The 24,643-nt window shown below is 71.2% G+C and carries 24 protein-coding genes; 14 read left to right on the forward strand and 10 right to left on the reverse strand.

Annotated elements, in window-relative coordinates:
* Positions 1 to 2 precede the first annotated feature (2 nt).
* The 3 genes from ACEJ41_RS00220 to ACEJ41_RS00230 form a co-directional block, all read right to left on the reverse strand.
* Complete coding sequence (locus ACEJ41_RS00220) at positions 3 to 1,265, reverse strand: heme biosynthesis protein HemY (protein ID WP_374012803.1); 1,263 nt, start codon at positions 1,263 to 1,265, stop codon at positions 3 to 5.
* Positions 1,262 to 2,245, reverse strand: coding sequence for a uroporphyrinogen-III C-methyltransferase (locus ACEJ41_RS00225; RefSeq protein ID WP_374012804.1), 984 nt, complete (start codon positions 2,243 to 2,245; stop codon positions 1,262 to 1,264). The genes ACEJ41_RS00220 and ACEJ41_RS00225 overlap by 4 nt, the downstream gene beginning before the upstream one ends.
* Before the next feature lie 112 nt (positions 2,246 to 2,357).
* Positions 2,358 to 3,116 (reverse strand): uroporphyrinogen-III synthase, encoded by a 759-nt coding sequence (locus ACEJ41_RS00230; RefSeq protein ID WP_374012805.1) that lies wholly within the window; start codon positions 3,114 to 3,116, stop codon positions 2,358 to 2,360.
* 76 nt (positions 3,117 to 3,192) lie between these two features.
* On the opposite strand from ACEJ41_RS00230, the gene ACEJ41_RS00235 reads away from it, so the two are divergent.
* From ACEJ41_RS00235 to ACEJ41_RS00255, 5 genes are all read left to right on the forward strand, one after another.
* Positions 3,193 to 3,657: a YiiD C-terminal domain-containing protein gene (locus ACEJ41_RS00235; protein ID WP_374012806.1), complete on the forward strand. Its 465-nt coding sequence runs from the start codon at positions 3,193 to 3,195 to the stop codon at positions 3,655 to 3,657.
* 43 nt (positions 3,658 to 3,700) lie between these two features.
* On the forward strand, positions 3,701 to 4,126 hold the full coding sequence (locus ACEJ41_RS00240; RefSeq protein WP_374012807.1) for a hypothetical protein: 426 nt from the start codon (positions 3,701 to 3,703) through the stop codon (positions 4,124 to 4,126).
* Positions 4,127 to 4,198: 72 nt separating this feature from the next.
* On the forward strand, positions 4,199 to 4,636 hold the full coding sequence (locus tag ACEJ41_RS00245; RefSeq protein WP_374012808.1) for a rhodanese-like domain-containing protein: 438 nt from the start codon (positions 4,199 to 4,201) through the stop codon (positions 4,634 to 4,636).
* Positions 4,637 to 4,726: 90 nt separating this feature from the next.
* Positions 4,727 to 5,251, forward strand: a complete 525-nt coding sequence (gene secB, locus ACEJ41_RS00250) for a protein-export chaperone SecB (RefSeq protein ID WP_374012809.1) — start codon at positions 4,727 to 4,729, stop codon at positions 5,249 to 5,251.
* Positions 5,252 to 5,272: 21 nt separating this feature from the next.
* Entirely contained in the window at positions 5,273 to 6,310 is a 1,038-nt protein-coding gene (locus ACEJ41_RS00255; RefSeq protein WP_374012810.1) for an NAD(P)H-dependent glycerol-3-phosphate dehydrogenase, read from the forward strand.
* A 643-nt stretch (positions 6,311 to 6,953) separates the two neighbouring features.
* Here the strand turns inward: ACEJ41_RS00255 and ACEJ41_RS00260 are convergent.
* From ACEJ41_RS00260 to ACEJ41_RS00270, 3 genes are all read right to left on the reverse strand, one after another.
* Positions 6,954 to 7,511, reverse strand: a complete 558-nt coding sequence (locus ACEJ41_RS00260) for an Ax21 family protein (protein WP_374012811.1) — start codon at positions 7,509 to 7,511, stop codon at positions 6,954 to 6,956.
* A 197-nt stretch (positions 7,512 to 7,708) separates the two neighbouring features.
* Complete coding sequence (gene trmL, locus ACEJ41_RS00265) at positions 7,709 to 8,185, reverse strand: tRNA (uridine(34)/cytosine(34)/5-carboxymethylaminomethyluridine(34)-2'-O)-methyltransferase TrmL (RefSeq protein ID WP_374012812.1); 477 nt, start codon at positions 8,183 to 8,185, stop codon at positions 7,709 to 7,711.
* Between the two features lie 43 nt (positions 8,186 to 8,228).
* Positions 8,229 to 8,594, reverse strand: a complete 366-nt coding sequence (locus ACEJ41_RS00270; RefSeq protein WP_374012813.1) for a hypothetical protein — start codon at positions 8,592 to 8,594, stop codon at positions 8,229 to 8,231.
* A gap of 203 nt (positions 8,595 to 8,797) precedes the next feature.
* On the opposite strand from ACEJ41_RS00270, the gene ACEJ41_RS00275 reads away from it, so the two are divergent.
* From ACEJ41_RS00275 to ACEJ41_RS00285, 3 genes are all read left to right on the forward strand, one after another.
* The gene (locus ACEJ41_RS00275) at positions 8,798 to 11,644 is read left to right on the forward strand and encodes a M16 family metallopeptidase (protein WP_374012814.1); all 2,847 of its coding nucleotides are present in this window, start codon (positions 8,798 to 8,800) and stop codon (positions 11,642 to 11,644) included.
* Between the two features lie 114 nt (positions 11,645 to 11,758).
* Positions 11,759 to 12,079 carry a DUF4156 domain-containing protein gene (locus tag ACEJ41_RS00280; RefSeq protein ID WP_374012815.1) on the forward strand — a complete coding sequence of 107 codons (321 nt, stop codon included), beginning with the start codon at positions 11,759 to 11,761 and terminating at the stop codon, positions 12,077 to 12,079.
* 91 nt (positions 12,080 to 12,170) lie between these two features.
* A complete protein-coding gene (locus ACEJ41_RS00285) occupies positions 12,171 to 13,187 on the forward strand; it encodes a 3-oxoacyl-ACP synthase III (protein ID WP_374012816.1) in 1,017 nt (338 codons plus the stop codon).
* A 184-nt stretch (positions 13,188 to 13,371) separates the two neighbouring features.
* Here ACEJ41_RS00285 and ACEJ41_RS00290 read toward each other — a convergent pair whose 3' ends face one another.
* Entirely contained in the window at positions 13,372 to 13,935 is a 564-nt protein-coding gene (locus ACEJ41_RS00290) for a uracil-DNA glycosylase family protein (RefSeq protein WP_374014018.1), read from the reverse strand.
* Between the two features lie 34 nt (positions 13,936 to 13,969).
* A complete protein-coding gene (locus tag ACEJ41_RS00295; protein WP_374012817.1) occupies positions 13,970 to 14,701 on the reverse strand; it encodes a UPF0149 family protein in 732 nt (243 codons plus the stop codon).
* Between the two features lie 120 nt (positions 14,702 to 14,821).
* On the opposite strand from ACEJ41_RS00295, the gene ACEJ41_RS00300 reads away from it, so the two are divergent.
* Positions 14,822 to 15,754 (forward strand): alpha/beta fold hydrolase, encoded by a 933-nt coding sequence (locus ACEJ41_RS00300; protein WP_374012818.1) that lies wholly within the window; start codon positions 14,822 to 14,824, stop codon positions 15,752 to 15,754.
* A 131-nt stretch (positions 15,755 to 15,885) separates the two neighbouring features.
* Here the strand turns inward: ACEJ41_RS00300 and ACEJ41_RS00305 are convergent, their stop codons facing one another.
* Positions 15,886 to 16,314: a YkgJ family cysteine cluster protein gene (locus tag ACEJ41_RS00305; RefSeq protein ID WP_374012819.1), complete on the reverse strand. Its 429-nt coding sequence runs from the start codon at positions 16,312 to 16,314 to the stop codon at positions 15,886 to 15,888.
* Positions 16,315 to 16,443: 129 nt separating this feature from the next.
* Between ACEJ41_RS00305 and oleC the strand changes: the two genes are divergently transcribed.
* The 5 genes from oleC to ubiB all read left to right on the forward strand — a co-directional run bounded on the left by oleC (position 16,444) and on the right by ubiB (position 21,815).
* Positions 16,444 to 18,090, forward strand: coding sequence for an olefin beta-lactone synthetase (oleC, locus tag ACEJ41_RS00310; RefSeq protein WP_374012820.1), 1,647 nt, complete (start codon positions 16,444 to 16,446; stop codon positions 18,088 to 18,090).
* Positions 18,087 to 19,094, forward strand: coding sequence for a 2-alkyl-3-oxoalkanoate reductase (gene oleD, locus ACEJ41_RS00315; protein WP_374012821.1), 1,008 nt, complete (start codon positions 18,087 to 18,089; stop codon positions 19,092 to 19,094). The genes oleC and oleD overlap by 4 nt, the downstream gene beginning before the upstream one ends.
* Before the next feature lie 68 nt (positions 19,095 to 19,162).
* The gene (locus ACEJ41_RS00320; protein ID WP_374012822.1) at positions 19,163 to 19,321 is read left to right on the forward strand and encodes a DUF1328 domain-containing protein; all 159 of its coding nucleotides are present in this window, start codon (positions 19,163 to 19,165) and stop codon (positions 19,319 to 19,321) included.
* A gap of 203 nt (positions 19,322 to 19,524) precedes the next feature.
* Positions 19,525 to 20,157 (forward strand): SCP2 domain-containing protein, encoded by a 633-nt coding sequence (locus ACEJ41_RS00325; protein WP_374012823.1) that lies wholly within the window; start codon positions 19,525 to 19,527, stop codon positions 20,155 to 20,157.
* On the forward strand, positions 20,154 to 21,815 hold the full coding sequence (ubiB, locus tag ACEJ41_RS00330) for a ubiquinone biosynthesis regulatory protein kinase UbiB (RefSeq protein WP_374012824.1): 1,662 nt from the start codon (positions 20,154 to 20,156) through the stop codon (positions 21,813 to 21,815). The genes ACEJ41_RS00325 and ubiB overlap by 4 nt, the downstream gene beginning before the upstream one ends.
* Before the next feature lie 16 nt (positions 21,816 to 21,831).
* Here ubiB and ACEJ41_RS00335 read toward each other — a convergent pair whose 3' ends face one another.
* Positions 21,832 to 24,603 carry a M16 family metallopeptidase gene (locus ACEJ41_RS00335; protein ID WP_374012825.1) on the reverse strand — a complete coding sequence of 924 codons (2,772 nt, stop codon included), beginning with the start codon at positions 24,601 to 24,603 and terminating at the stop codon, positions 21,832 to 21,834.
* Between the last annotated feature and the right edge of the window lie 40 nt (positions 24,604 to 24,643).

Below are 24,643 nucleotides of genomic sequence, written 5' to 3' on the forward strand. Positions count from 1 at the left end.
GCTCAGCTGCGCAGCCGCGGCATCCCGTATTCGTCGCGCTCCTCGACCACGGCCAGGTCGTAGATGCGCTCGCGCAGGTCGCGGCCCGGCAACTCCTGGGCCGGCTCGCCGCGTGCCACGCGCAGGGCATTGGCGTAGGCGCGTGCGGCCATGGCGTCGTCGCCGGCGGCGGCCAGGCCCTGGCCCAGTTCCTCCCACGCATCGGCGCCACCACCCTGGGCAATGGCACGGTGCAGGAAATCCTGCGCCTGCGGCCACTGCCCCTGCTGCCGTGCCAGCCGTGCCAGCGCCAGCAGCAGTGCCGGGCTGGCGGGGTGCGCCTGCAGCCAGCGCTGCACGCTGGCCCGGCGTGAATCGACATGGCCGATCGGCAGGCGGCCGTACAGGTCCACCAGCGATTCGTCCCAGTGCGTATCCAAGGCGTGGTCGAGGTGGCGCAAGGCGGCGTCATGCCAGCGCAGGGCTGCGGCGCGGGTGGCGTAGGCGGCGACCACCGGCGCTTCGGCGCGCAGCGGCTTGGGCAACGCTTCCCAGCGTTCGGCCAGCAGGTTGGCGTCGGCCGATTCGTGCAATGCACGGGTGGCCAGTTCGATCTCCAGCCCGGCCAGTTCGGCCGCCGGCAGCGCGGCGTGCTGGCGCAAGGCACCGAGCAGGCCATAGGCTTCGCCGGAGCGGCCCATGTCCATCAGCGCACGGGTGCGCAGCAGCAAGCCGCGCGGCGGCAAGGGTTGCGCGGCGGCGACATCCAGTGCGTTGACCGCATCGACCGGCAGCTTGCGTTCGAGCAGGCGTTCGGCCTGCAGCACTGCGTGCAGCGTCGGGTCGCTGCGTTCCAGCGCGGCCAGCCAGCTGCGCGCTGCATCTTCGTCGCCACGTCCGTCTGCGGCGCGTACCGACGCGGCCAGGGCCACCGATGCGGCCTGGCGTTCCTGTGCAGCGGCGGCCAGCAAGCGCTCGCTGCGGGCCCATTGGCCGCTCTGCAGGGCACGCAGCCCGTCCAGCAGGCGGGCACGCGACTGGCGGGTGCGGTAGCGGCCCCAGGTGCGGAACGGCAGCCGCAGCACTTGCCACAGCAGCGCCAGCAGCAGCGCGGCCAGCACCAGCAGCAGTGCGGCGGCCGGCAGCGACGCGCTGTAATCATGGGCGCCGGCGCGCACGATCACCCGGCCCAGGGTGGCCGGGTCCTGCTGCCCCAGCCAGTGCGCGCCGACCACGCCGGCCACCACCGCCAGCAGCGCGATCACCAGCGAACGGTAGGGCTTCATCGGCCTCCTCCTCCGTCGCGCAGCGCGCGCAGCTGGCGCAGGGTGGCGTCGAGGGCCGGCGCCTGCGGCTGCAGCGGTGCGTTGCGCAACGCATCCAGTTCCTGCACAACCTCGCGCAGCGGGGGTGAATCGGGCCACAACCGCAGCAGCCATGCATGCACCCGGTTCAGCGCGGTGTGGAAGCCGTCGACGTCGCCGCGTTCGAGCGCGGCGCGGGCCAGGGTCAGTTCCAGTTGCAGGGCGTCAGTACCCAGGCTGCGCTCGGTATCGGTCAACACTGCCTGGTCGCCGGCCGGGCTGATCTGCACCAGCGGGGCCAGCAGGCGCTGCCACCACGCCGCCGCAGGCGCAGTGCCCGGCTCCCGCGCCATGCCCGGGGCCGGCAACTGCGACACGTGCGCCTCGAGTGCGGCCAGGCGCCGCTGCAGGTCCGCGCGCGGGCCTGCGCCCATGGCATCGAGCGCATCGCGTTCGGCCGCCAGGGTCTGGCGCAGGTTGAGCAGGCCCGGGTCGTCCAGGCCTTCCAGCAGGCTGGCGGCCAGCGCGTAGGCGCGCCGCGCCGCATCCACGTCGGACGCTACGTGCAGGCGCTGGCCACCCAGCACCAGCAGCAGTTCCGCCTCGTCCAGGCGTACCGCGTGACTGCCCTGGCGGCTGCTGGCGGCCAGCCGTGCCACGGTTTCTTCCAGCAGCGCATTGCGCTGGCCAAGGCCGAGGACCTCGTCGCGCAGCACGCGGTTGGCGGCGGCGGCATCGCGGATCATGCGTCCCTGCGCAGCGAGGTCGCCGCGCAGGGTGTCCATGCGCTGGCTCATGCCGTCCAGCTGGCGGGCTTCCTCGCTGGCGCGGGCCTGGGTGGCGGCCTGGCGCGCCTGCCAGGTGTGCCAGGCGTACCAGCCGGCCAGCCCGAACACGAGCAACAGCGCGGCGGCGGCCAGGGCCCGGGTGCGGGAACGGCGGGGGGTGGGGGTGTCGCTCACGTCAGGTCCTCGTCGGGCCGCGGCGTCGACCAAGGCGGACAGCCCTGTCCACGCCCGCGGCAGCCACGCGAAAGCATCGCTTGGGCTCCACCGGCCCGCAAGGCGGGGTGGTTCAGGTGGCGGCAATCAGGGCACGGGCGGTCGCGGCCAATGCGGCCGGCCGTGGATCGCCGGCAACCACGACCGGTTGCAGGCCGTAGCCGCTGGCAATCGCGGCAAGCCGGTCGCTGGCCGCAGCCACCGCGCAGCGGCGCAGGGCGGCGGCGGCCTCCGCCGGCCAGGTATCCATCACCAGGCGCAGCGCCTGTTCACTGCTCAGCGCCAGCACCGCCGGCGCGGCCAGTGCCCGCAGCCGTGCCAGCGCGGCGGCCGTGGGCGGCAGCGGCACGCGCACATAGACATCCGCACGGCGCAGCTGGGCGCCGCGCGCGACAAGCGTGGCCGGGATCATGCCGCGCCCACCCGGCGCGGTGACCAGGCCGACGCTGGCTGGCGCCTGCAGTTCCGGCAGCGCCAGCAGGCCTTCGCTGTCCATCCGCGCTGGCGCGCGTGCGCCGCTGATGCCGGCCCGACGCAGCGCTGCCGCACTGCCGGCGCCGACGGCAAGCCAATGTTGCCCGCGGCGCGGCCGCAGCGGCTGCAGGGCGGCGGCGGCACGGACCGCGGCGGGGCTGGTGAACACCACCGCCTGCGCCTGCAGCGCCTCGGCCAGGGCCTGGCGACTGTCGGCGTCCCGGCGCGCCTGCAGGTCCCAGGGCGACAGCGCCAGCAGGCCGCCGCCGTGGCGTGCGGCTGCGCGTCGCAGCGCGTCGTGGCCGCCGCGCGGGCGCAGCGATACCAGGGTCCAGGCGAGGATGTGCGCGGTCGGCATTGCGGCATTATGGCCGCAGGTCCCGCGGCGCAGACGTGCCGCGGGGTTCGGCCGCCCGCCCTGCCAGGAGTTTTCGATGAACGCCCCCGTGATGCCGGACGGCCTGCAGGCGCACCTGCAGTCCATCCCCATGGTCCGCGCGATGCAGATCGAACTGGCCGGTGCCGGCGATGGCCGCCTGCGCCTGCGTGCGCCGCTGGCGCCCAACGTCAATGACAAGGGCTCGGCGTTCGGCGGCAGCCTGGTCTCGCTGATGACCCTGGCCGGCTGGGGCCTGGTGACCTGGCAACTGGGTCGCGCCGGCGTCCAGGCCGATGTCTATGTGGCCGACAGCACGGTGCGTTACCTCGCACCGCTGCATGACGCGCTGGAAGCGGAGGCCTGGCTGGAGGACGGCGAGTGGGAGGCGTTCGTGGCCACGTTTCTTGCGCGCGGGCGTGCGCGCTGCCAGATTGCCGTGCGCGTCCCCCTGCCCAATGGTGGAGATGCCACGGTCTTCAGCGGGCGCTTCGTCGCCCTGGCCCGGGAACAGGGCCCCTAGCCGGTCCTGCTAGGATGGCCGGCGTCGTCCCCGGAACATTCCCATGCCACGCACGCTCACGATCCTGTTGGCGCTGGCCGCGATGCTGCTGCTGGTGCCCGACGCCGACGCGCTGAACTCGCGCCAGCGCAACAAGCTGGAGCAGGCGCAGTCGGTATTCGCCTCGGCGGTGCGCTGGAGCGACTACGAGGCCGCCTGGCAGATGGTCGACCCCGAGGTCCGCGACGCCAAGCCGATGACCGACCTGGAACTGGCGCGCTACCACCAGTTGCAGGTGACCGGCTATCGCGAAGGGGGCACCAGCTCCCTGCCCGACGGCAGCATCACCCGCGATATCGAGATCGGCGTGATCAATCGCCACACCCAGACCGAACGGCATATCCGCTGGCGCGAGCGCTGGCGCTGGGACGAGCAGGGCAAGCGCTGGTGGCAGATGGCCGGGCTGCCGGATTTCTGGGGCGGGGAATAGCCGCGCCGGCACGGTTGCGGCGGGCGCTTGTGCGACAATCGCCGCCCCGCACGAACCGCAGAACGCTTCGCCGTGAACCTCGAGACCCTGATGGCCTTTGCCGGCCGCCATCCGATGCTGTCGCTGGCGCTGGTGGGCCTGACCGTGGCCATCGCCTACACCGAGATAGCGCGCCTGCTGCGCGGCTACCGCGCGGTCAAGCCGGCCGAGCTGCCCGCATTGATGAACCAGCAGAACGCCCTGGTGGTGGACCTGTCGGCCACGGCCGACTTCGACAAGGGCCATATCGCCGGCAGCCGCAGCCTCACCCCCAGCCAGTTCGATCCGCAGGGCAAGCTGCTGGCCGCGGCCAGGCAGGCCCCGGTGGTCGTGGCCTGCCGCAATGGCATGGCTTCGGCCAGCGCGGCCGGCAAGCTGAAAAAGGCCGGTTTCGAACAGGTGTACTGGCTCGACGGTGGCATCGCGGCCTGGCAGGCCGCCGGCCTGCCCCTGGTCAAGGGCCGCGCCTGACGCCCGCCCCGGGCGTGCGATAATCCCCCGTTCTGTCCCGGCCCTGCGGCCGGGTTTCCATCGTTTCCCGCATTTTTCTGGAGTTGCGAGATGTCTGACGAAACCACCAACGGCGCTGTCGCCCCCGCCCCGCAGGAAGCCGCTGGCCCGGCCTTCAGTGTCGAGAAGATCTACGTCAAGGACGCCTCGTTCGAGTCGCCCAACGCGCCGGCGATCTTCAACGAACAGACCCAGCCGGAGCTGCAGCTCAACCTCAACCAGCGCGTGCAGCGGCTCAACGAGGGCGCATTCGAAGTCTGCCTGCGGGTCACCCTGACCTGCGCCGTGGGCGAGAAGACCGCCTACGTGGCCGAGGTCGAGCAGGCCGGCGTGTTCGGCCTGGTCGGGATGGAGCCGCAGGTCATCGACGTGATGCTGGGCACGCAGTGCCCGAACATCCTGTTCCCGTACGTGCGCCAGACCGTCAGCGACCTGATCCAGGCCGGTGGCTTCCCGCCGTTCCTGCTGCAGCCGATCAACTTCGACGCGCTGTACGCCGAGACCCTGCGCCAGCGCCAGGCCCAGGCCGGCGCGGCGACCGACGTGGCCTCGGCCGAGCCGGCCGGCAACGCCTGATCCGACGCACCGGACCGGCCCATGACCGCTGCCACTGACGCGACCAGGTCGCCCCTGGCCGTTCTCGGGGCCGGTTCGTGGGGGACGGCCCTGGCCGCGCTGGCCGCGCGCCACGGCCATCCCACCACCCTGTGGGGACGCGATGCGGCGATCGTCGAGGCGATCGACCGCGAGCACCTCAATCCCCGCTACCTGCCCGGCATCGAGCTGCCGGGCACGCTGCGCGCCACCACCGACCTGGCCGCCGCCCTGCGTGGCTGCGCATGGGTACTGGTGGTGGTGCCCTCGCACGCATTCACCGAAACCCTGCACGCGCTCAAACCGCACCTGCCCGCTGGTGTCGGGGTGGCGTGGGCGACCAAGGGCTTCGAGCCCGGTTCCGGGCGGTTCCTGCACGAGGTGGCCGAGGACGTGCTTGGTGCCGACGTGCCCCTGGCCGTAGTCACCGGCCCGTCCTTCGCCAAGGAAGTCACCCTGGGGCTGCCGACCGCGGTGACCGTGCACGGTGCCGCGCCGCTGTTCGCCAGGCAGGTGGCCGCTGCACTCCACGGCCCGGCCTTCCGCGCCTACACCGGCAACGACATGGTCGGCGCCGAGCTGGGCGGGGCGATGAAGAACGTGCTGGCGGTGGCCACCGGCGTATCCGACGGCATGGAGCTGGGGCTCAACGCCCGCGCCGGTCTGATCACCCGCGGCCTCAACGAGATGCTGCGCCTGGCCGCAGCCATCGGCGCGCGCCCGGAAACCCTGATGGGCCTGGCCGGCCTGGGTGACCTGGTGCTCACCTGCACCGGCGACCTGTCGCGCAACCGCCGCCTGGGCCTGGCCCTGGGCCGTGGCCAGCCGATGGACCAGGCCATCGCCCAGATCGGGCAGGTGGTGGAATCGGTGCAGACCGCCGACGAGGTGATGCGCCTGGCCGGGCGCCACGGCATCGACCTGCCGATCTCGGCCGGCGTGCAGGCGGTGCTGCACGGCGACATCACCCCGGTCGATGCCCTGCGCCAGTTGCTGGCGCGCGAGCAGAAGCCCGAATACCCCGACGCGCTGTTCCGCTGAGCGCGGTGTCAGCGCCGCGCGCGGCAGCGGGCTGACCTGGACGAAAGCAGCGGGCTCTTCTTCCAGGAGCGGGTAGGGCGCGGATGCGGTGCTGCAGCGCTTTGTACGTGCCAAATCGTTCCAGCCGGGCTGGCGGCAAGGCGCCTCTTGCAGGAGCCGGCCTTGCCGGCGACCCGATGCAGGCTGCGGCATTGCGACACACCGCCCCGCACCGCGGTCGCCGGCAAGACCGGCTCCTACATGCGGCGGTCGAGGAACGTTGGACGGTGTGGTGCGATGCCTGCTGACGGGAAGTCAAGGAGGAGGCTGCGGCCGCAGGCCGCAGCCGGGGGACATGAACGGCAGCAGGCATCGCGCCGCACCGCCACGATCAAGCCACCCGCCCCGCTTCGTTCCGGCGACATGAGCGACAGCAGGCATCGCTCTGCGCTGCCGCGGTCACGCCACCCGCATCGCTGCGTTCGGTACAAGGCGCTGCCGCGCCGCATCCGGGTACATCCGTTCCTGGTCGGGGAGCCAGCAAAGAAAGAGCCCGGCTTGCGCCGGGCTCCGGTACTGGCGTGGAGGGAGGGACACGCCAGATGCGTCGCGCGGGGCCAGGGCGGGGAGAGAGGCCGCCCCGGCCCCGCGCATTTGAGCGATGTCACCAGGTGTAGCGCGGGCCCACCAGCCACTGGGTGTCGCCATCGACGAACTTCACGTCGCCGCTCACGCCCCAGCTCGGGCTGAACTTCACCTGCGCGCCGAGGCGGCCGTAGAACTCGCCGTCGTATGCGTCGCCGTCTTCGTAGCCGGCCATCACGTAGCCTTCGAAGTTGCTGGCCAGCGCGCCGCGCACGCCGACCTCGGCGCTCCAGCCGTCGTAGTCGAAACCGCTGCCGGCATCGAACTTTTCGTAGGCCACGCGGGTGACCAGGTCCGCGCGCGGGGCGATTTCGCGGTTGTAGCCCACGCCCAGGCGGTACTGGTCGAAGTCGATCGAGGTGTGGTCGATCTCCTGGCTGGTGTAGCCGCCGAACAGATGGAAGTTGGGCGCGATCGCGACCGAGCCGTCCGCGCCCCAGCCGTCGGCATCGTTGCCGTCGGTGTTGGTGGCGGCGTAGCCACCCTGGATGTAGTTGTACGACATGCCATCGGCAGCGGAGGCGGCGAAGGGGAGGGCGGCCAGCAGGGCCAGGGCAAGGATGTTCTTGTTCTTCATTCGGCTGGTTCCGTTGTTGTTCTTGTGGGGCCTGGTGCGGCAATGCCGGATCCAGGCCGGCGCATTGTTTCGAAGCGCCGCGCAACCTCGCCTGAATACAGAACTGACTAGTACATGAATTGCCGCAGCGACCATGCCTGATGGGGGATGCGCTGCGGCGGTGTACGCAGCCGTGGCTTGCCGGTCGCGCTGCCGGGTTACAGCCCGCCGGCGAAACCGGCCTGGCGCCAGGCTTCGAACACCACCACGGCAACCGAGTTGGACAGGTTCAGGCTGCGGTTGTCCGGGCGCATGGGCAGGCGCAACCGCTGCGCCTCGGGGATCGCCTCCAGCACCCGGTCCGGCAGGCCGCGGGTTTCCGGGCCGAACAGGAAGGCATCGCCGTCGCTGTAACAGGGCTGGTCATAACGCACCTGGCCTCGGGTACTCAGGGCGAACAGGCGCCGGGGGCGGATCGTGTCCAGGGCCGTGTCCAGATCCGGGTGGACCCGCACCCGCGCGAACTCGTGGTAGTCCAGGCCGGCGCGGCGCAGGCGCTTGTCATCCATCTGGAAGCCCAGCGGCTCGATCAGGTGCAGGCGCGCGCCGGTATTGGCGCACAGCCGGATCACGTTGCCGGTGTTGGGCGGGATCTCGGGCTGGAACAGCAGGACGTCGAAGGTGGGCGCGGGCATCCCACCCATTCTATTGCTGCCGCCATGCCCGCCGGGCCGCGCCTCAAGGCCGGGCCTGCGCGGCCAGCTCGGCAGCCAGTTCCGAGGCCAGCGCGGTGGCCGCCGCCCCGGCCTGGCGGCTGGCCAGCACGGAGGCGCGTTCGGCTAGTTGCTGGGCGGTGGGCCGGACATGGACGGTGGCCAGGGTGACCACGCGCGCGCTGGCCTGCGCCAGCATGCCGGCCGCAAGCCCTGCCTGCGGGCGCACGTGCACGGTCGGCAGGGTCACGATGTGGTCGACCCGCGGGGCCGGGGCGCGGACCTGGACGGCCGGGAGATCGACGATATGGTCGACGCGGGGCTCGGCGGCGTGGACGCAGGGGGCGGCCAGGGCGAGGATCAGGGCGAAGGCGGAAGTCTTGGTGTTCATGGTGTTCCTGTGTTCTTGGTATGTGGTGTTGTAGTGAAGTAAAACACTTGGGCAGGGAGCTTGCAAGTGGCCAGCGCAGATGCGGCCGGAAGATTCATGTTTTGTTCATTCAAGCGGGCCGTGCGCGGCCGCATGCCTTGTGGCCCATGCCGAGCCAAGTGGCCACTGGGTAGGATCGGGCATCCCCGCCCTGGAGCACCCCCATGAAGGCATTCCGCCGGTCACGCACCGCTGCCCTGGTCCTCGCCGTTGCCGCCTCCCTCGGCGCGACCGGCCTGGCACCGCTGCACGCCATGGAAGATGCCGCCCCAGCCGAGGCGCTGATTCCCTATGAGCGGTTCACTCTTCCCAATGGCCTGCGCGTGGTGGTCCACACCGACCGCAAGGCGCCGATCGTGGCGGTGAACATCTGGTACCACGTGGGCAGCAAGGACGAGCCGGCCGGCCGCAGCGGCTTTGCCCACCTGTTCGAGCACCTGATGTTCAACGGCTCGGAGAACCACCGCGGCGAGTACTTCGAGCCGTTCGAACTGGTCGGTGCCACCGACATGAACGGCACCACCTGGCTGGACCGCACCAACTATTTCCAGAACGTGCCCACCACAGCGCTGGACCTGGCGCTGTGGATGGAGTCCGACCGGATGGGCCACATGCTCGGCGCGATCGACCAGAAGACCCTGGACGAACAGCGCGGCGTGGTCCAGAACGAAAAGCGCCAGGGCGAGAACCAGCCCTATGGCCAGGCCGACGACGCGATCTACCGCGCGCTGTACCCGAAGGGCCACCCGTACCACCACAGCACGATCGGCTCGATGAACGACCTCAATGCCGCCTCGCTGGAGGACGTCAAGCAGTGGTTCCGCGCCTGGTACGGCCCGAACAACGCGGTGCTGGTGCTGGCCGGCGACATCGACCTGGCCACCGCCAGGCAGAAGGCCGCCCGCTACTTCGGCCACATCCCGGCCGGCCCCCGCCTGGAGCGGGTCAGCGCCGGCCCGGCCCGACGTGCCACCTCGCACGAGACGATGACCGACCAGGTGCCGCAGGCACGCATCTACCGCGCCTGGAGCGTGGACCGCTATGGCAGTGCCGATGCCGACTACCTGGCCGTGCTTGCACGGGTGCTGGGCGGCAGCCGCAGCTCGCGCCTGGACCGCCGCCTGGTGTTCGAGGAAAAGCTCGCCGACAAGGTGAGCGCCTACGTGCAACCGTTCGAGCTGGCGTCCACCTTCTACGTCACCGCCGACGTCAAGCAGGGCGTGGACCCGGCGAAGGTCGAGGCGATCGTGGCCGAGGAAATCGACCGGTTGCTGGCCGACGGCCCCACGGCCGGAGAGCTGCAGCAGGCCCGGACCGTGATCAAGGCGCAGGTGGTGCGGGGGGCCGAGCGCATCGGCGGCTTCGGCGGCAAGGCCGATGCCCTGGCCGAATGCGCCGTGTACACGGGCGACCCGGGTTGCTACCGCCACAGCCTGGCGCTCATCGAGCAGGCCACGGTACGCGACCTCCAGGCCGCAGGCCGGCGCTGGCTGGGCGAAGGCTCGCACACGCTGGTCGTGGTCCCCGGTGCACGCACCGTGCTGGCCGAGGAGCCCTCGCCGACCCCGGCGCCGTTCGAGCTGCCGCCGGCCGACCCGCGCTTCAGTGCCAGCCCGACGGCTGTGGACCGCAGCCTCGGCGCGCCGATGCCCGAGCGCTTCCCGGAGCTGAAGTTCCCGGCCCTGGAGCGCGCGCGCCTTGGCAACGGCACCGAAGTGATCCTGGCCCGCCGCGATGCGGTGCCGGTGGTCCAGTTCAGCTACGAGTTCAAGGGCGGCTTTGCCGCCGACCAGGGCCGCAAGCTGGGCACCTCCAGTTTCACCATGGGCATGCTCGACGAAGGCGCCGGCACGCTGGACGCCCTGGGCTTTGCCGACCGCGCCGAGTCACTGGGTGCGGCACTGGGCGCGGGGGCGTCGCTGGATGGTGGCAATGCCTACCTGTCGGCGCTGAAGGACAACCTGGACCCGTCACTGGCCCTGTTTGCCGACATGCTGCAGCGGCCACGCTTCGAGCAGAAGGAGATCGAGCGGGTGCGCGCCACCTGGCTGGCCGGCATCGCCCAGGAGAAGGCGCGCCCCAACGGCGCCGCCCAGCGCGTGCTGCCGCCGTTGCTGTACGGTGCCGGCCACCCGTATGCGATCCCCTTCAGCGGCAGCGGCAACGAGGCCTCCATCGCCGCACTCACCCGCCAGGACCTGGTGGATTTCCACGCCCAGTGGGTGCGTCCGGATGGCGCCACCCTGATCGTGGTGGGCGATACCACCCTGGAAGAGGTGATGCCGCTGCTGGACAAGCACTTCGGCCACTGGAAGGCGGCCAGCCCGGCGCCGGCCACCAGCACCATTCCGGTGGTGCAGCGTCCGGCCGCAGCGGCGGTGTACCTGATCGACCAGCCCGGCGCGGTGCAGGCCACCATCCTGGCCGGCCAGGTGGTGCCCTCGACCACCGACCCCGACACCATCGAATTCGACGTGGCCAACGCGGTGCTGGGCGGGGAGTTTTCCTCGCGCCTGAACATGAACCTGCGCGAGGACAAGCACTGGGCCTACGGCGCCTACAGCTACGCCTCCGGTGCGCTGGGCCAGCGGCCGTGGCTGGCGTTCGCGCCGGTGCAGATCGACCGCACCGCCGATGCGCTGGCCGAGCTGGACCGGGAGATGCGCCAGTACACCAGCGGCAAGGCGCCGCCGACCGCCGCCGAAGTGGCGAAGATCCAGGCCACCGAGAGCCGCAGCCTGCCCGGCGCATTCGAGACCGGGCGTGCAGTGATGGGGGCCATCGGTGGCATCGTCCGCTACGGCCGGCCCGACGATTACGTGTTCCAGCGCAAGGCCCGGATCGAGGCGCTGACCCCGCAGCAGGTCGCGCAGGCCGCCACTACCCTGGACCCGGACCGCCTGGTGTGGGTGGTGGTGGGCGACCTGGACCAGGTCGAGCAGCCGGTGCGCGCACTGGGCCTGGGCAAGGTGCAGGTGGTGGACGCCGACGGCAACCCGCCGGCCCCCTGACCGCCCGGCACCTGCAGGCGCGCATACGCACACCATGCAGTGGCCCCGCTACCATGGCGTTCATCCTGCGCCCGGCAGCCTTGGCCTGCCGACCGCCCAATCCGGACCCGTCCCATGACCCTGCGCCTTGCCGCCCTGCTCGTTCCCGCCCTGCTCCTGGCCGCCTGTACCTGGGTGCCGCTCCAGCCCGATGCCAAGGCGGTGCGGGTGATTGCCGCAGGCGCGGCGCCCGCCGGCTGCACCAGGCAGGGCGAGGTGGAGGTGTCGGTCAAGCACAACGTGGCCTTCTACCGGCGCAACCGGGTCAAGGTCCGCGACGAGCTGGAAACCCTCGCCCGCAATGAGGCTCCGGGCCTGGGCGCCAACGTCCTGCAGCCCCTGGGCGAACCCGTCGGCGGCAGCCAGCGCTTCGCCGGCTGGCGCTGCGCTCCCTGAACGGGCGCGGCATTTCCGTACCCGCAGGTGCGGTAACGCCATCCAACCGGTAGAATTGTCGGTCCTTTCGCCGACTGGCGCGCGTGAAGCCATGCTTTTCAAGAACGTCTCCATCGCGGGGCTGGCGCATGTCGATGCGCCGCACACGCTGACCTCGCAGGAAATCAACGCGCGCCTGAAGCCGACCCTGGACCGGCTCGGCATCCGCGTGGACGTGCTCGGCGACATCGCCGGGATCCACGCCCGACGCCTGTGGGACGACGGCATCCAGGCCTCCGACGTGGCCACCCTGGCCGCGCGCAAGGCGCTGGAGGATGCCGGCATCGGCGTGGAGCGGGTCGGCCTGCTGGTCAACACCTCCGTCAGCCGCGACTACCTGGAGCCATCCACCGCGTCCATCGTGTCCGGCAACCTGGGCGTGGGCGACGAGTGCCAGACCTTCGACGTCGCCAATGCCTGCCTGGCCTTCATCAACGGCATGGACATCGCCGCCCGCATGCTCGAGCGCGGCGAGATCGACTACGCGCTCGTGGTCGATGGCGAGACGGCCAACCTGCTGTACGAAAAGACCCTGCAGCGGATGATGGCGCCGGACGTCACCGCGCAGCAGTTCCGCGACGAGATGGCCGCCCTGACCCTGGGTTGCGGTGCCGCCGCCATGGTCCTGGCCCGGCGCGAGCTGGTGCCGGACGCACCGCGCTACAAGGGCGGGGTGACCCGCTCGGCCACCGAGTTCAACCAGCTGTGCCGCGGCAACCTGGACCGCATGGTCACCGACACCCGGCTGTTGCTGATCGAGGGCATCAAGCTGGCCACCAAGACCTTCTCCGCGGCCAAGATCGCGCTGGGCTGGGCGGTGGACGAGCTGGACCAGTTCGTCATCCACCAGGTCAGCCGCCCGCACACCCAGGCCTTCATCAAGGCACTGGGCGTGGACCCGAAGAAGGTCATGACCATCTTCGGCGAGCACGGCAACATCGGCCCGGCCTCGGTGCCGATCGTGCTGAGCAAGCTCAAGGAACTGGGCCGCCTGAAGAAGGGCGACCGCATCGCCCTGCTGGGGATTGGTTCGGGCCTGAACTGCTCGATGGCCGAGGTGGAGTGGTAAGCCAGGCCCGGAGACGCTGACCGGCTTCGCCCGACGCCCGCCTTGCGCGGGCGTCGGCATTTCTGCTGCAAGGAAAATTTCCGGCCTGTTTTTTTCCCTGGACTCGGGCGCGGCACCTGCAAGGAAAGCCGGACGCCGGGCCAGGCCACGCGTCGTTACGTCCCCGGCCCGGTGACGACCACCCTCACCCGATCGCCTCTGCCACGCGCCGCTGCAGTTCCGGCAGCACCTCGGCCTCGAACCACGGGTTGCGCTGCAGCCACAGCCGGTTGCGCGGGCTCGGGTGGGGCAGCGGCAGCACGCCGCGCTCCAGGTGCTGGCGCCAGTCATGCACGGTGTCGGTGAGGGTGCGCCCGCGCCTGCCCACCAGCACGCCGGCGTGCGCGTACTGGCCGATGGCCAGGGTCAGCCGCACCTGTTGCAGGTGTGCCAGCAGCGGGCGGTGCCAGGTCGGGGCGCACTCCGGTCGCGGCGGCAGGTCGCCGCTCTTGCCGGTGCCGGGGAAGCACAGCCCCATCGGTACGATGGCAAACCTGTCCGCGTCGTAGAACGCGGCCGGGTCCACGCCCAGCCATTGGCGCAGGCGCTGGCCGCTGGCGTCGTTGAAGGGGACGCCGGTGTCGTGGACCTTGCGCCCGGGGGCCTGGCTGACGATCAGCACGCGTGAGCGCGGCGAGGCCTGCAGCACCGGGCGGCAACCCAGCGGCAGGTGCGCCTGGCACAGGCAGCAGGCGCGCACGCGCGCCATCAGGGCGTCGAAGGATCCACTCACGGCGCCGGCTTCAATGCACCGCGCAGCACTTCTTGTACTTCTTGCCGCTGCCGCAGGGGCAGGGGTCGTTGCGGCCGGGGCCTTCTTCGCGGCGGATCGGTTTGCGCGGGGTCAGGGCGTGCACGCGGTGGTGGTTGAGGTCGGCCAGCATCGAGGGCAGGTCCATAACGATGGCCAGGCGTTCGCGGTAGCCCACCGGCGTGGCCGCTGCGGTCGGGTCGTCGGGGTTGATCGCCTCGCCACTGGCCAGGCGGTCGAGGTGGTCGAAGATCTCCTCGATCCAGTCGTGCTCGTCCAGCCACAGGTCCCAATCCTGCTCGCGCAGCATCACTGCGGTGAAGAAGCCCAGCGCCCAGTCGCGGCCCACGTCCAGCTCGTCCTCGTGCAGGGCTTCCTCGCCGGTCAGCTCCGGGTCTTCGGGCAGCCACAGCAGCGGCGCCAGGTGGTCGGGCAGGGAATCGCCGTCCAGGCGCGTGCGCGCGGCGCACATGTTCCAGTGGCCCATCAGCAGCAGCTGCACCTGCAGCGCTTCGTCCTCGCTTTCCCAGCGCGGCGCCTGGCCACCCCAGACCAGCGGCTGCCATTCGCTGGGCATCACCAGCGACGGCGACACCACCAGGGCCGAGAGGAATCCATCCAGGGCTTCCAGGTTGAGGCCTTTGAACGGCACCGCACGCTGCTCGAGCAGGTCGGACAGGTGCTGGATCTGGTCGTCTTCGAGATAAGGCGGGGGCGTGGGCATGGCGTCGGTTCCGGTGCGGGCGTGCATGGTATCGCTGGCGGTCGTCGCAGGCACGGCAGCGCCGGGACGGCCCCGCGCCGCACTGGCCTACAATGCGCGGTCCCCGCACAAAACGCCGCCGTGCCCCAGTTCCCCGGCTACCCTTCCCATCCGCAGCGCTTCTACGTGCGCCCCGGCATCGCCATGTCCTACCTGGACGAGGGCCCGCGCGACGGCGAGGTGGTCGTGGCCCTGCACGGCAACCCGTCGTGGAGCTATTACTGGCGCACGCTGGTGGCCGGGCTGGTCGACCCCGCGCCCGGCAAGCCGTACCGGGTGATCGTGCCCGACCAGGTCGGCATGGGGCTGTCGGACAAGCCCGACGACCGCCCGGGTGCGACGCCGCGTTACGACTACACGCTGCAGTCGCGGGTGGACGACCTGCAGGCTCTGCTGCACCACGCCGGCATCGACGACGACACCCCGGTGACCCTGGCCGTGCACGACTGGGGCGGGATGATCGGTTTCGGCTGGGCGCTGGCGCACGCCGCCCAGGTGAAGCGGCTGGTGATCCTCAACACGGCCGCCTTCCCGATGCCGGCGGCCAAGCCGATGCCGTGGCAGATCGCACTGGGGCGCGACTACTTCGTCGGCGAGGTGCTGATCCGCAGCTTTAATGCGTTTTCGTCCGGTGCCTCGTACCAGGGCGTGCAGCGCAGGATGCCGGCGGACGTGCGCGCCGCGTATGTCGCGCCCTACGACAGCTGGCGCAACCGCATCTCCACCGTGCGTTTCATGCAGGACATCCCGCTCTCGCCGAAGGATCCGGCCTGGCCGCTGCTGGAAGCGGCGGGCCATGCGCTGGCGTCGTTCGCCGACCGCCCGGCCTTCATCGGCTGGGGGCTGAAGGACTTCGTGTTCGACCATCATTTCCTGCAACGCTTCCGCACCGACCTGCCGCAGGCGCAGGTCATGGCCTTCGATGATGCGGGCCACTATGTGCTGGAGGACAAGCACGAGGTGCTGGTCCCGGCGATCCGCGCCTTCCTCGACGCGCATCCGCTGCCGGCCTGACGTCTACCCTCGTAGGAGCCGGCCTTGCCGGCGACCGCGGCGAGGTGTGACGCGGCGGAGTTGTTCCGTGCTGCGAGGTCGCCCGCAAGACGGGCTCCTGCAGGAGCAGTGTCACCTGGCTCGTCGTGTGGTCATGCTGCGATCGGCGTGACCGGCGGCGAGGTCGGGCTGTTGCCGTTGTCGTCCGGGTGGTCGTCGTCGTTGCCGGCATCGTCGCGCCAGCGCCAGTGCGCGGCGGTGAGCACCGGCAGGCCGTGGGCCAGGCGGGCGCGGTCGCACTGCGGGCTGGGCACGCCGAACTCCCATGAAGCATCCACCTCGCGGCACACCGAGGGCCGGTTGGGATGGATGCTGCAGCGCGAGCGCACGCCGATCTCCGCATCCAGGGCCACGCACCGCACCGGCGCCGAATAGGTGCCGCGCATGCACAGGCGATGGGCATCCAGGCGCTCGGTCATGCCTGCCGGCACCCCGCCGCCGGTGCATTCGTCCGACTCCATCCAGTGGAAGGCGACGCGGTACTGGGTACAGCAGGCACCGCAGGTCAGGCAGGGATGCATGGGGAGCCGGGCCTTGCGCGGCAATGCTGGGGATGGATGCGCGATTCTGCCGCAACTGGCGCCCGTGCAGGAGCCGGCCTTGCCGGCGACCTGCCGTGGCGGACGCGCGCCATCGGCGATAATCGGCCGATGACCGATCCCTGCAACATCGCCGCAGCCTTGCCGCGGCTGGCGGCCGCCGCGCCCGGGCGGGTGGCGATGCATTGCCCCGGCCGCGACGGTGCCTATTCCCTCACCCTGACCTATGGCGAACTGGACGCACGCAGCGACGCCATCGCCGCCGGGCTGGCCGGCCACGGCATCGGCCGCGGCACCCGCACGGTGGTGATGGTGCGCCCCTCGCCTGAGTTCTTCCTGCTGATGTTCGCGCTGTTCAAGGCCGGGGCGGTGCCGGTGCTGGTTGATCCGGGCATTGCCCGGCATGCGTTGAAGCAATGCCTGGACGAGGCCCAGGCCGAAGCCTTCATCGGCATTGCGCTGGCGCACCTGGCGCGGCGCCTGCTGGGCTGGGCCAGGTCGGCGGACAAGCTGGTCACGGTGGGCACGCGCTGGGGCTGGGGTGGCCCCACGTTGGCGCAGGTGGAGCGCGCCGGCGCCGGCAGCGGTCCGCAACTGGCGGACACCGCGCCGGACGAGGTGGCCGGCATCCTGTTCACCAGCGGCTCGACCGGCGTGCCCAAGGGCGTGGTGTACCGCCACCGCCATTTCGCCGCCCAAGTCTGGTTGCTGCGCGAGGCCTTCGGCCTGGAACCGGGCGGGGTGGACCTGCCGACCTTCCCGCCGTTTGCCCTGTTTGATCCGGCGCTGGGCCTGACCTCGGTGATCCCGGACATGGATCCCACCCGCCCGGCCCGCGCCGACCCGCGCAAGCTGCATGCGGCCATCGCCCGCTTCGGGGTGACCCAGCTGTTCGGCTCGCCGGCGCTGATGAAGGTGCTGGCCGACCACGGTGCGCCGCTGCCCACGGTGCGTCGGGTCACCTCGGCCGGGGCGCCGGTGCCGGCCGAGGTCGTCGCCAGGATCCGCACCCTGCTGCCGGACGACGCCCAGTTCTGGACGCCCTACGGCGCCACCGAATGCCTGCCCGTGGCGGTGATCGAAGGCCGCGAGCTGGAAGGCACGCGCGCCGATACCGAGTCCGGCGCCGGCACCTGCGTGGGCCGGCCGGTGCCGCCCAACCAGGTGCGGATCATCGCCATCGACGATGCGCCCATCGCGGACTGGTCGGCGGTGCGCGAACTGGCGGCCGGCGAGGTCGGCGAGATCACCGTGGCCGGGCCCACCGCCACCGACGCCTACTTCAACCGCGAGGCGGCCACGCGCGCGGCCAAGATCAGCGAGCGCCTGGGCGATGGCAGCGTGCGCATTGTGCACCGGATGGGGGACGTGGGCTGGTTCGATGCGCAAGGCCGGCTGTGGTTCTGCGGGCGCAAGACCCAGCGGGTGGAGACGGCCGACGGGCCGCTGTACACCGAGCAGGTGGAGCCGGTGTTCAACGTCCACCCGCAGGTGCGCCGCACCGCGCTGGTGGGCGTGGGCCCGGCGGGCGCGCTGCAGCCGGTGCTGTGCGTCGAGCTGGCGCCGGGCGTGCACCGGCGTGAGTTCGCCGGCATCGAAGCCGGGCTGCGCGCCATCGGCGCGCGTCATGCGCACACCGCGCGCGTGGACGTGTTCCTGTGCCACCCCGGCTTCCCGGTCGACATCCGCCACAACGCCAAGATCGGCCGTGAGACGCTGGCCGCCTGGGCCGCCACCCGCATCGGAGCGAGGGCATGAAGATCCTGGTCACCGGTGGTGGTGGCTTCCTCGGCCAGGCACTGTGCCGCGGGCTGCGCGCGCAAGGGCACGAGGTGGTGAGCTTCCAGCGCCGGCATTCGCCGGAACTGGCGGCCATGGGCGTGGGCCAGATTCGCGGAGACCTGGCCGACGCCAGCGCGGTGACGCATGCGGTGGCCGGCACTGACGCGGTGTTCCACAACGCAGCCAAGGCCGGCGCCTGGGGCAGCCATGCCAGCTACTTCCAGGCCAACGTGATCGGCACCCGCAACGTGATCGCCGCCTGCCGCGCGCATGGCGTGGGCCGGCTGGTCTACACCTCCACGCCCAGCGTCACCCATCGTGCCAGCCATCCGGTGGAGGGCCTGGGCGCCGACGAGGTGCCATACGGCGAAGATTTCCAGGCGCCCTACGCTGCAACCAAGGCCATTGCCGAACAGGAAGCGCTGGCCGCCAGCGACTCCACCCTGGCAGTGGTGGCGCTGCGTCCGCGGCTGATCTGGGGGCCGGGCGACGCACAGCTGCTGCCGCGCCTGGTCGAGCGTGCGCATGCCGGGCGCCTGCGCCTGGTCGGCAGCGGCGACAACCTGGTGGACACCACCTACATCGACAACGCCGCGCAGGCCCACTTGGATGCATTCGCGCACCTGGCGCCGGGCGCCGCCTGCGCCGGCAAGGCCTATTTCATTTCCAACGGCGAGCCGCTGCCGATCCGCGAGGTGCTCAACCGCCTGCTGCAGGCTGCAGGTGCACCGCCGGTGACCCGGTCCATTTCGTTCAAGGCCGCCTGGCGCATCGGCGCGGTGTGCGAGCGGTTGTGGCCGCTGCTGATGCTGCGCGGCGAACCGCCGATGACGCGCTTCCTGGCCGAACAGCTCAGCACCGCGCACTGGTACAGCATGGAGCCGGCACGGCGTGACTTCGGCTACGTGCCCCAGGTGTCGTTTGACGCAGGGCTCACCAGGCTGAAGGCCGCATGGCCACAGGCGCCCTCCATCACCTGATCGCGACCGCATCCCCAGCACCATCTGCGGCAACCGCCCGCCAAGGGCTTCACCAAGGGGTTGCCTACATGCTGCACTACGCCGTCGTGTTCTTCGTCATCGCCGTGATCGCCGCGCTGCTGGGTTTCAGCGGCATTGCCGGCACGGCCACCAGCATCGCCTGGATCCTGTTTGTCGTGTTCCTGATCCTGGGCGCGGTCTCGCTGCTGCGCGGACGCAAGGTCTAGGGCGTCCAATCGACCCGGCTCGTCTACCCGGCTCGATCCGGCGCTCACTGATCGCGGATCGAGCCGCGCGGTGCCCGGCGCCGGCGCGTACTTGAATACCTGCGTGGTGACCGGTCACCGCAACGACAGGTCCGCGGGCATGCGATCGGGACGGCACGCTGCCGATCCGCCCGGCCGGGGTGGCGGCCGGTAGAATGCCGGCCATGTCCACGCCCCTGCATGCCCTCAAACCGCTGGCCGGCCGCGCCCTGGAAGCCGCGCTCAACCGCGCCGTGGCGCTGGACCCCGACACCCGCGACGCGCTGATGCCATTGCATGGCCGGCGGGTGTCGCTGGCCCTGGAAGCACCGCCGCTGGCGCTGGACATCAGCGTGCACCAGGGCCACCTGCAGGTCGGGCCGCCGCTGCATGCGCCGGACCTGGCCGTGCGCGGCACTCTGGCCGGGCTGCTCGGGCAGTTGCCGTTCTTTGCCGAAGGCGCGCGTGCGCGCCCGGCCGGACGCCTGCACGTATCCGGCGATGCCGACCTGGCCCGGCGCCTGCAGCAACTGGCCAGCGCGTTCGATCCGGACTGGCAGCAACCGTTCGTGGCCGCGTTCGGCGAGGTGGTCGGCGTGCAGGTGGCCAATGCCGCCGCCGCAGCACTGCAAGGTGCACGCCGCACGGCCACGGGCCTGGCCCGCTCCGGTGCCGAGTACCTGACCGAGGAGGCACGCCAGGTCGCTGCCGCAGGCGAGCTGGCCGCCTTCCATGACGACGTCGATGCACTGCGCGACGACGTCGAGCGCCTGGCCGTGCGCGTTGCCCGCCTGGATGCGGCGGGACGCACGCCATGAGGGCGGCACTGCGCGCCTGGCGGATCGGCCGGGTAATCCTGCGTCATCGCCTGGACGAATTGCTGGCCGGTACCGCGTTTGCACCCTGGCTGCGCCTGGCGCGGCCATTCGCGCCGCGCGCCCCGGCCGCGATTGCCACACAACCGCGTGGTGCGCGCGTGCGCCTGGCGTTGCAGGCGCTGGGGCCGATCTTCGTCAAGTTCGGCCAGATCCTGTCGACCCGCCGCGACCTGGTGCCGGCCGACATCGCCGAAGAACTGGCGCTGCTCCAGGACCAGGTCGCCCCGTTCGATGGCGAGGTTGCGCGCGCCATCGTCGAGCAGGCGCTGGGCCAGCCGGTGGCCACCGCATTTGCCGCGTTCGACATCACCCCGCTGGCCTCGGCCTCGGTGGCCCAGGTGCATGCCGCGCGCCTGCACGACGGGCGCGAGGTGGTGGTCAAGGTGCTGCGCCCGGGTATCGAGGCGCAGATCGATGCGGACATCACCCTGCTGCGCTCGCTGGCCGCGCTGGTCGATCGCACCCACCCGCATGCCGACAGGATCCGGCCGCAGGCCGTGGTGGACGAGATCCAGTCCACCCTGGCCGCCGAGCTGGACCTGCAGCGCGAGGGCGCCAATGCCAGCGTGATGCGCCGGTTCTGGAAGGATTCGCCGGACCTGTACGTGCCCGAGGTGGTGTGGACCCACACCGCGCAGCGGGTGATGACCATGGAGCGGGTGCGCGGCATTCCGTCCGACGACATCGCTGCGCTGGATGCGGCCGGCATCGATCGCAAGGTGCTGGCGGCCAAGGGCGTGCGGGTGTTCTACACCCAGGTGTTCCGCGACAACTTCTTCCACGCCGATGCCCACGCCGGCAACATCTGGGTGGACGATGACCCGGCGCGACGCCACGACCCGCGCTTCATCGTGCTGGACTTCGGCATCGTCGGCCAGCTCTCGGACCAGGACCAGTACTACCTGGCCGAGAACTTCATGGCCATCTTCCGCCAGGATTACCGCCGCATCGCCGAGCTGCACGTGGAAGCCGGCTGGATGCCCGCCGACGTGCGCATCGAGGAACTGGAGGCGGCCACCCGCGCGGTATGCGAGCCGTACTTCACCCGCCCGCTCAGCGAGATTTCGCTGGCCCAGGTGCTGGCCAAGCTGTTCCGCACCGCGCAGCGCTACCAGCTGACGTTGCAGCCGCAGCTGATCCTGTTGCAGAAGACCCTGCTCAACATCGAGGGCGTCGGCCGCCAGCTGGACCCGCGGCTGGACATCTGGGCGGTGGCCAGCCCGGTGCTCGGGCGCATCCTGCGCGAGCGCTACAGCCCGCGCCGGCTGCTGCGCCAGCTGCGCGCGCGCGCGCCGGAACTGATGACCCGTGCGCCGGAGATGCCGCGCCTGCTGCATGCCTGGCTGGAACAGCAGGTCCAGGGCCGGCACAGCACCGCCATCCGCTCGCCCGACCTGGCCGAGCTGGCGCATACGCTCAAGGTGATGCAGCGCCGCTCGGTGGCCGCCATCCTCGGCAGCGGCCTGCTGCTGGTGGCCGCGGTGCTGTATGCGCTGGAGGCCGGCGGGCCGCGTCTGCTGGGCGTGCCGGCGCCGGCCTGGGTGGCCGGCATCGGCGGGCTGTGGGCAATCGTGGCCGCGCTGCCGCGGCGCGGCTGAGCGCAGGCCACCTCCGTTACGGCGTTGCCGGCTCGGCGCCGAAGTCACCGGCGGTGATTACCGTCAGCTGCTCCGGCTTGAAGTGGCGGCCGATCGCCGCGTTCACCTGCTCCAGGGTCAAGGTCTGGAAGCGCTCGTCCAGCCCTGCGGTGAATGCCATGGTCCGGCCGAAGTACAGCTGGTCGCGCAGCATGCCGGCCACGCTGCGGTCCTCGGCGCGCGCCTGCCGGCGCTGGTTGAGCAGCCCGGACACCGCGTCTTCAAGCTCGGCGGCGGTGATGCCCTCGGCGACCAGGCGCGCCAGTTCCTCGCGCACCGCCGCCTCGACCCGCTCGATGTTCTGCGGCGCGGCGATGGCCTGGATCGTGAAGCTGCCGGCGTCATCGCGGCCGTCGTGGCTGTCGTCGGCGTTGACCGCACTGGAGACCGAGTAGCTCAGGCCCTCTTTCTGGCGGATGCGGTCACCGAGCCGCGACTTCAGCGCGCCGCCGCCGAACACCCGGTTGGCCACCATCAGCGCCGGGTAGTCCGGGTCGGTCACCCTCAGCGCAATGTTGTGGCGGGCCATCAACACCGCATTGGGCTTGTCCACCGCGGGCAGGCGCAGCTGCACCGGCGGCACCGGCGCGTACGCGGTGCCCACCGGCGCGTAGGAGTTGGGGCTGCGCCAGTCAGCGAACAGTTGCTGCAACTGCTGCTTCACCGCGGCCGGGTCGAAGTCGCCGACGATCGCGATTTCGCCGCGCGCGGTGCCGTAGAAATCCCGATGGAAGGCGACCAGGTCCTCGCGCCGCATCGCCCGCACCCGGGCCAGCGATTCGTCCAGGGTTTCCACGTGGTAGGGGTGTCCCTCCGGCCACGGATCGAAGTGCAGCGCCAGCGCCTGGCTGGCGATGTTGCCCGGTTCCATGCGGGTGGCTTCCAGCCCGGTGATCGCCTGCAGCCGCAACTGCTCGAACTCGTCGGCGGGGAACGCCGGCTCGCGCAGCAGCGAGGCCAGCAGCGCCAGTGCCTCGGGCAGATGCTGGCGACGGCTGAGCATGGACAGGCTGGCGCCCTGCAGGTTGCCGCCCACGCCGCCGGTGGTCTGCAGCGCCTGCAGGCGGCTGTCGATCTGCGCGCGGGTGAGCTGCTGCGAGCCGCGCATGAGCATCACCCCGGCCAGGCCGGCCGCCGCGCTGCGGCCGCGCAGCGAGTGCTCGTCGCCGAAGCGGAACAGGCCTTCCACCACCACCGTGCCGCCGCGGGTGCGCTTGGGCAGCAACGCGACCTGCAGGCCGTCGCCGATGACCAGGCGCTCGGTGCGCGCTTCCAGGTTGGCCGGGTCCGGGTCGAACTGCTCGCCCGCCTCCACCGCCGCACGCCCGGTGTAGCCGGCCACCACGCTGGCCGCGGGCGGGGCGGCGGGAACTTCGACCCGGTCCGGCGCGTCGGTGGGCACGAAGCGGCCCAGGGTGCGGTTGCCTGCACGCAGGTAGGTGGCCGCGACCCGGTTGACGTCCGCGGCGGTGACCGCCTCGATCGCATCGCGGCTGGTGAACAGCAGGCGCCAGTCGCCGGCCGCCTGGAATTCGGACAGGGCCATGCCCACGGCGTTGACGTCGGTGAAGTTGCGCTCGTAGGCATTGGCGATGCGCTGCCTGGCCTGCGCCACTTCCTCGTCGGTGACCGGCGCGTCGGCCAGGGCTTCCACCTGGGCCAGCAGCATGTCCTGCGCCCGGTCCGGGTCCCCTTCCGGAACCTGCACCACGAATGCGATGAACAAGCCGGCATCGGCCAGGCCTTCGGCCAGGGCGCCGGCACCGGCGGCCACATGCGGCTCCACCAGTGTCCGGTGCAGGCGGCCACCCGGCGTGTGCCCCAGCACTTCGGCCAGCACCGCCAGGGCCGCGTTGTCGGCATGGGTGCGGGCGGGGATGTGGTAGGCGGCCGCGGCCAGGCGCAGGCCGCCGTTGCGGCGCACGGTCACCGCGCGCTCGCCGTCCTGGGCCGGCTCCACGGTCGGGGACCGGGGCATTGCCGATGCCGGCTTGCGCAGCGGGCCGAACGTGGCCTGCACCTTGCGCAGCACAGCGTCCGGCTCGATCCGCCCGGCGACGATCAGGGTGGCGTTGTCCGGGCGGTACCAGGTGCGGTAGAAGGCGCGCAGCTGGTCGATGTCCACGCCTTCCACGTCTGCGCGCGCGCCGATCGTGGAGTTGCCGTAGTTGTGCCAGAGGAAGGCGACCGCACGCAGGCGCTTGAACAGCACTCCGGCCGGATTGTTCTCGCCGGCTTCCATCTCGTTGCGCACCACGGTCATCTCGCTGTCCAGGTCGGCCCTGTCCAGGCGTGAGCGCAGCATGCGGTCGGCCTCCATCCCCAGCACCCACTCCAGGTTTTCCGCGCTGGCGGGGAACGCGGCGAAGTAGTTGGTGCGGTCAAGCGAGGTGGTGGCGTTGTAGCTGATGCCGCGGCGCTTCATTTCGCCGCTGATGTCGTCGTGGCGCGGCGTGCCCTTGAACAGCATGTGTTCGAGCAGGTGGGCCATGCCGGTCTGGCCGTAGTTCTCGTGCACCGAGCCGACCCCGTAGACCAGGTTGACGGTGACCGTGGGCTTGGTCGCGTCGGGAAACAGCAGCACCCGCAGGCCGTTGCCCAGGGTGTACTCACTGATGCCTTCGACGCTGGGCCCGGCGACCACACCCTTGGGCAATGCCGGTGCCGGGGCGTGCGCGCGCAGCGGCGCGCAGGCAAGGGCGAAGGCGAATGCCAGGGCGAATGCGAGAATTGGTCTGCTGGCGATCATCCATGGTCTCCGGGGACGGCGTGATGCCGCACAGTTTCGC

This window comes from Pseudoxanthomonas koreensis (assembly GCF_041890415.1).
Classification (GTDB): Bacteria; Pseudomonadota; Gammaproteobacteria; order Xanthomonadales; family Xanthomonadaceae; genus Pseudoxanthomonas; species Pseudoxanthomonas koreensis_A.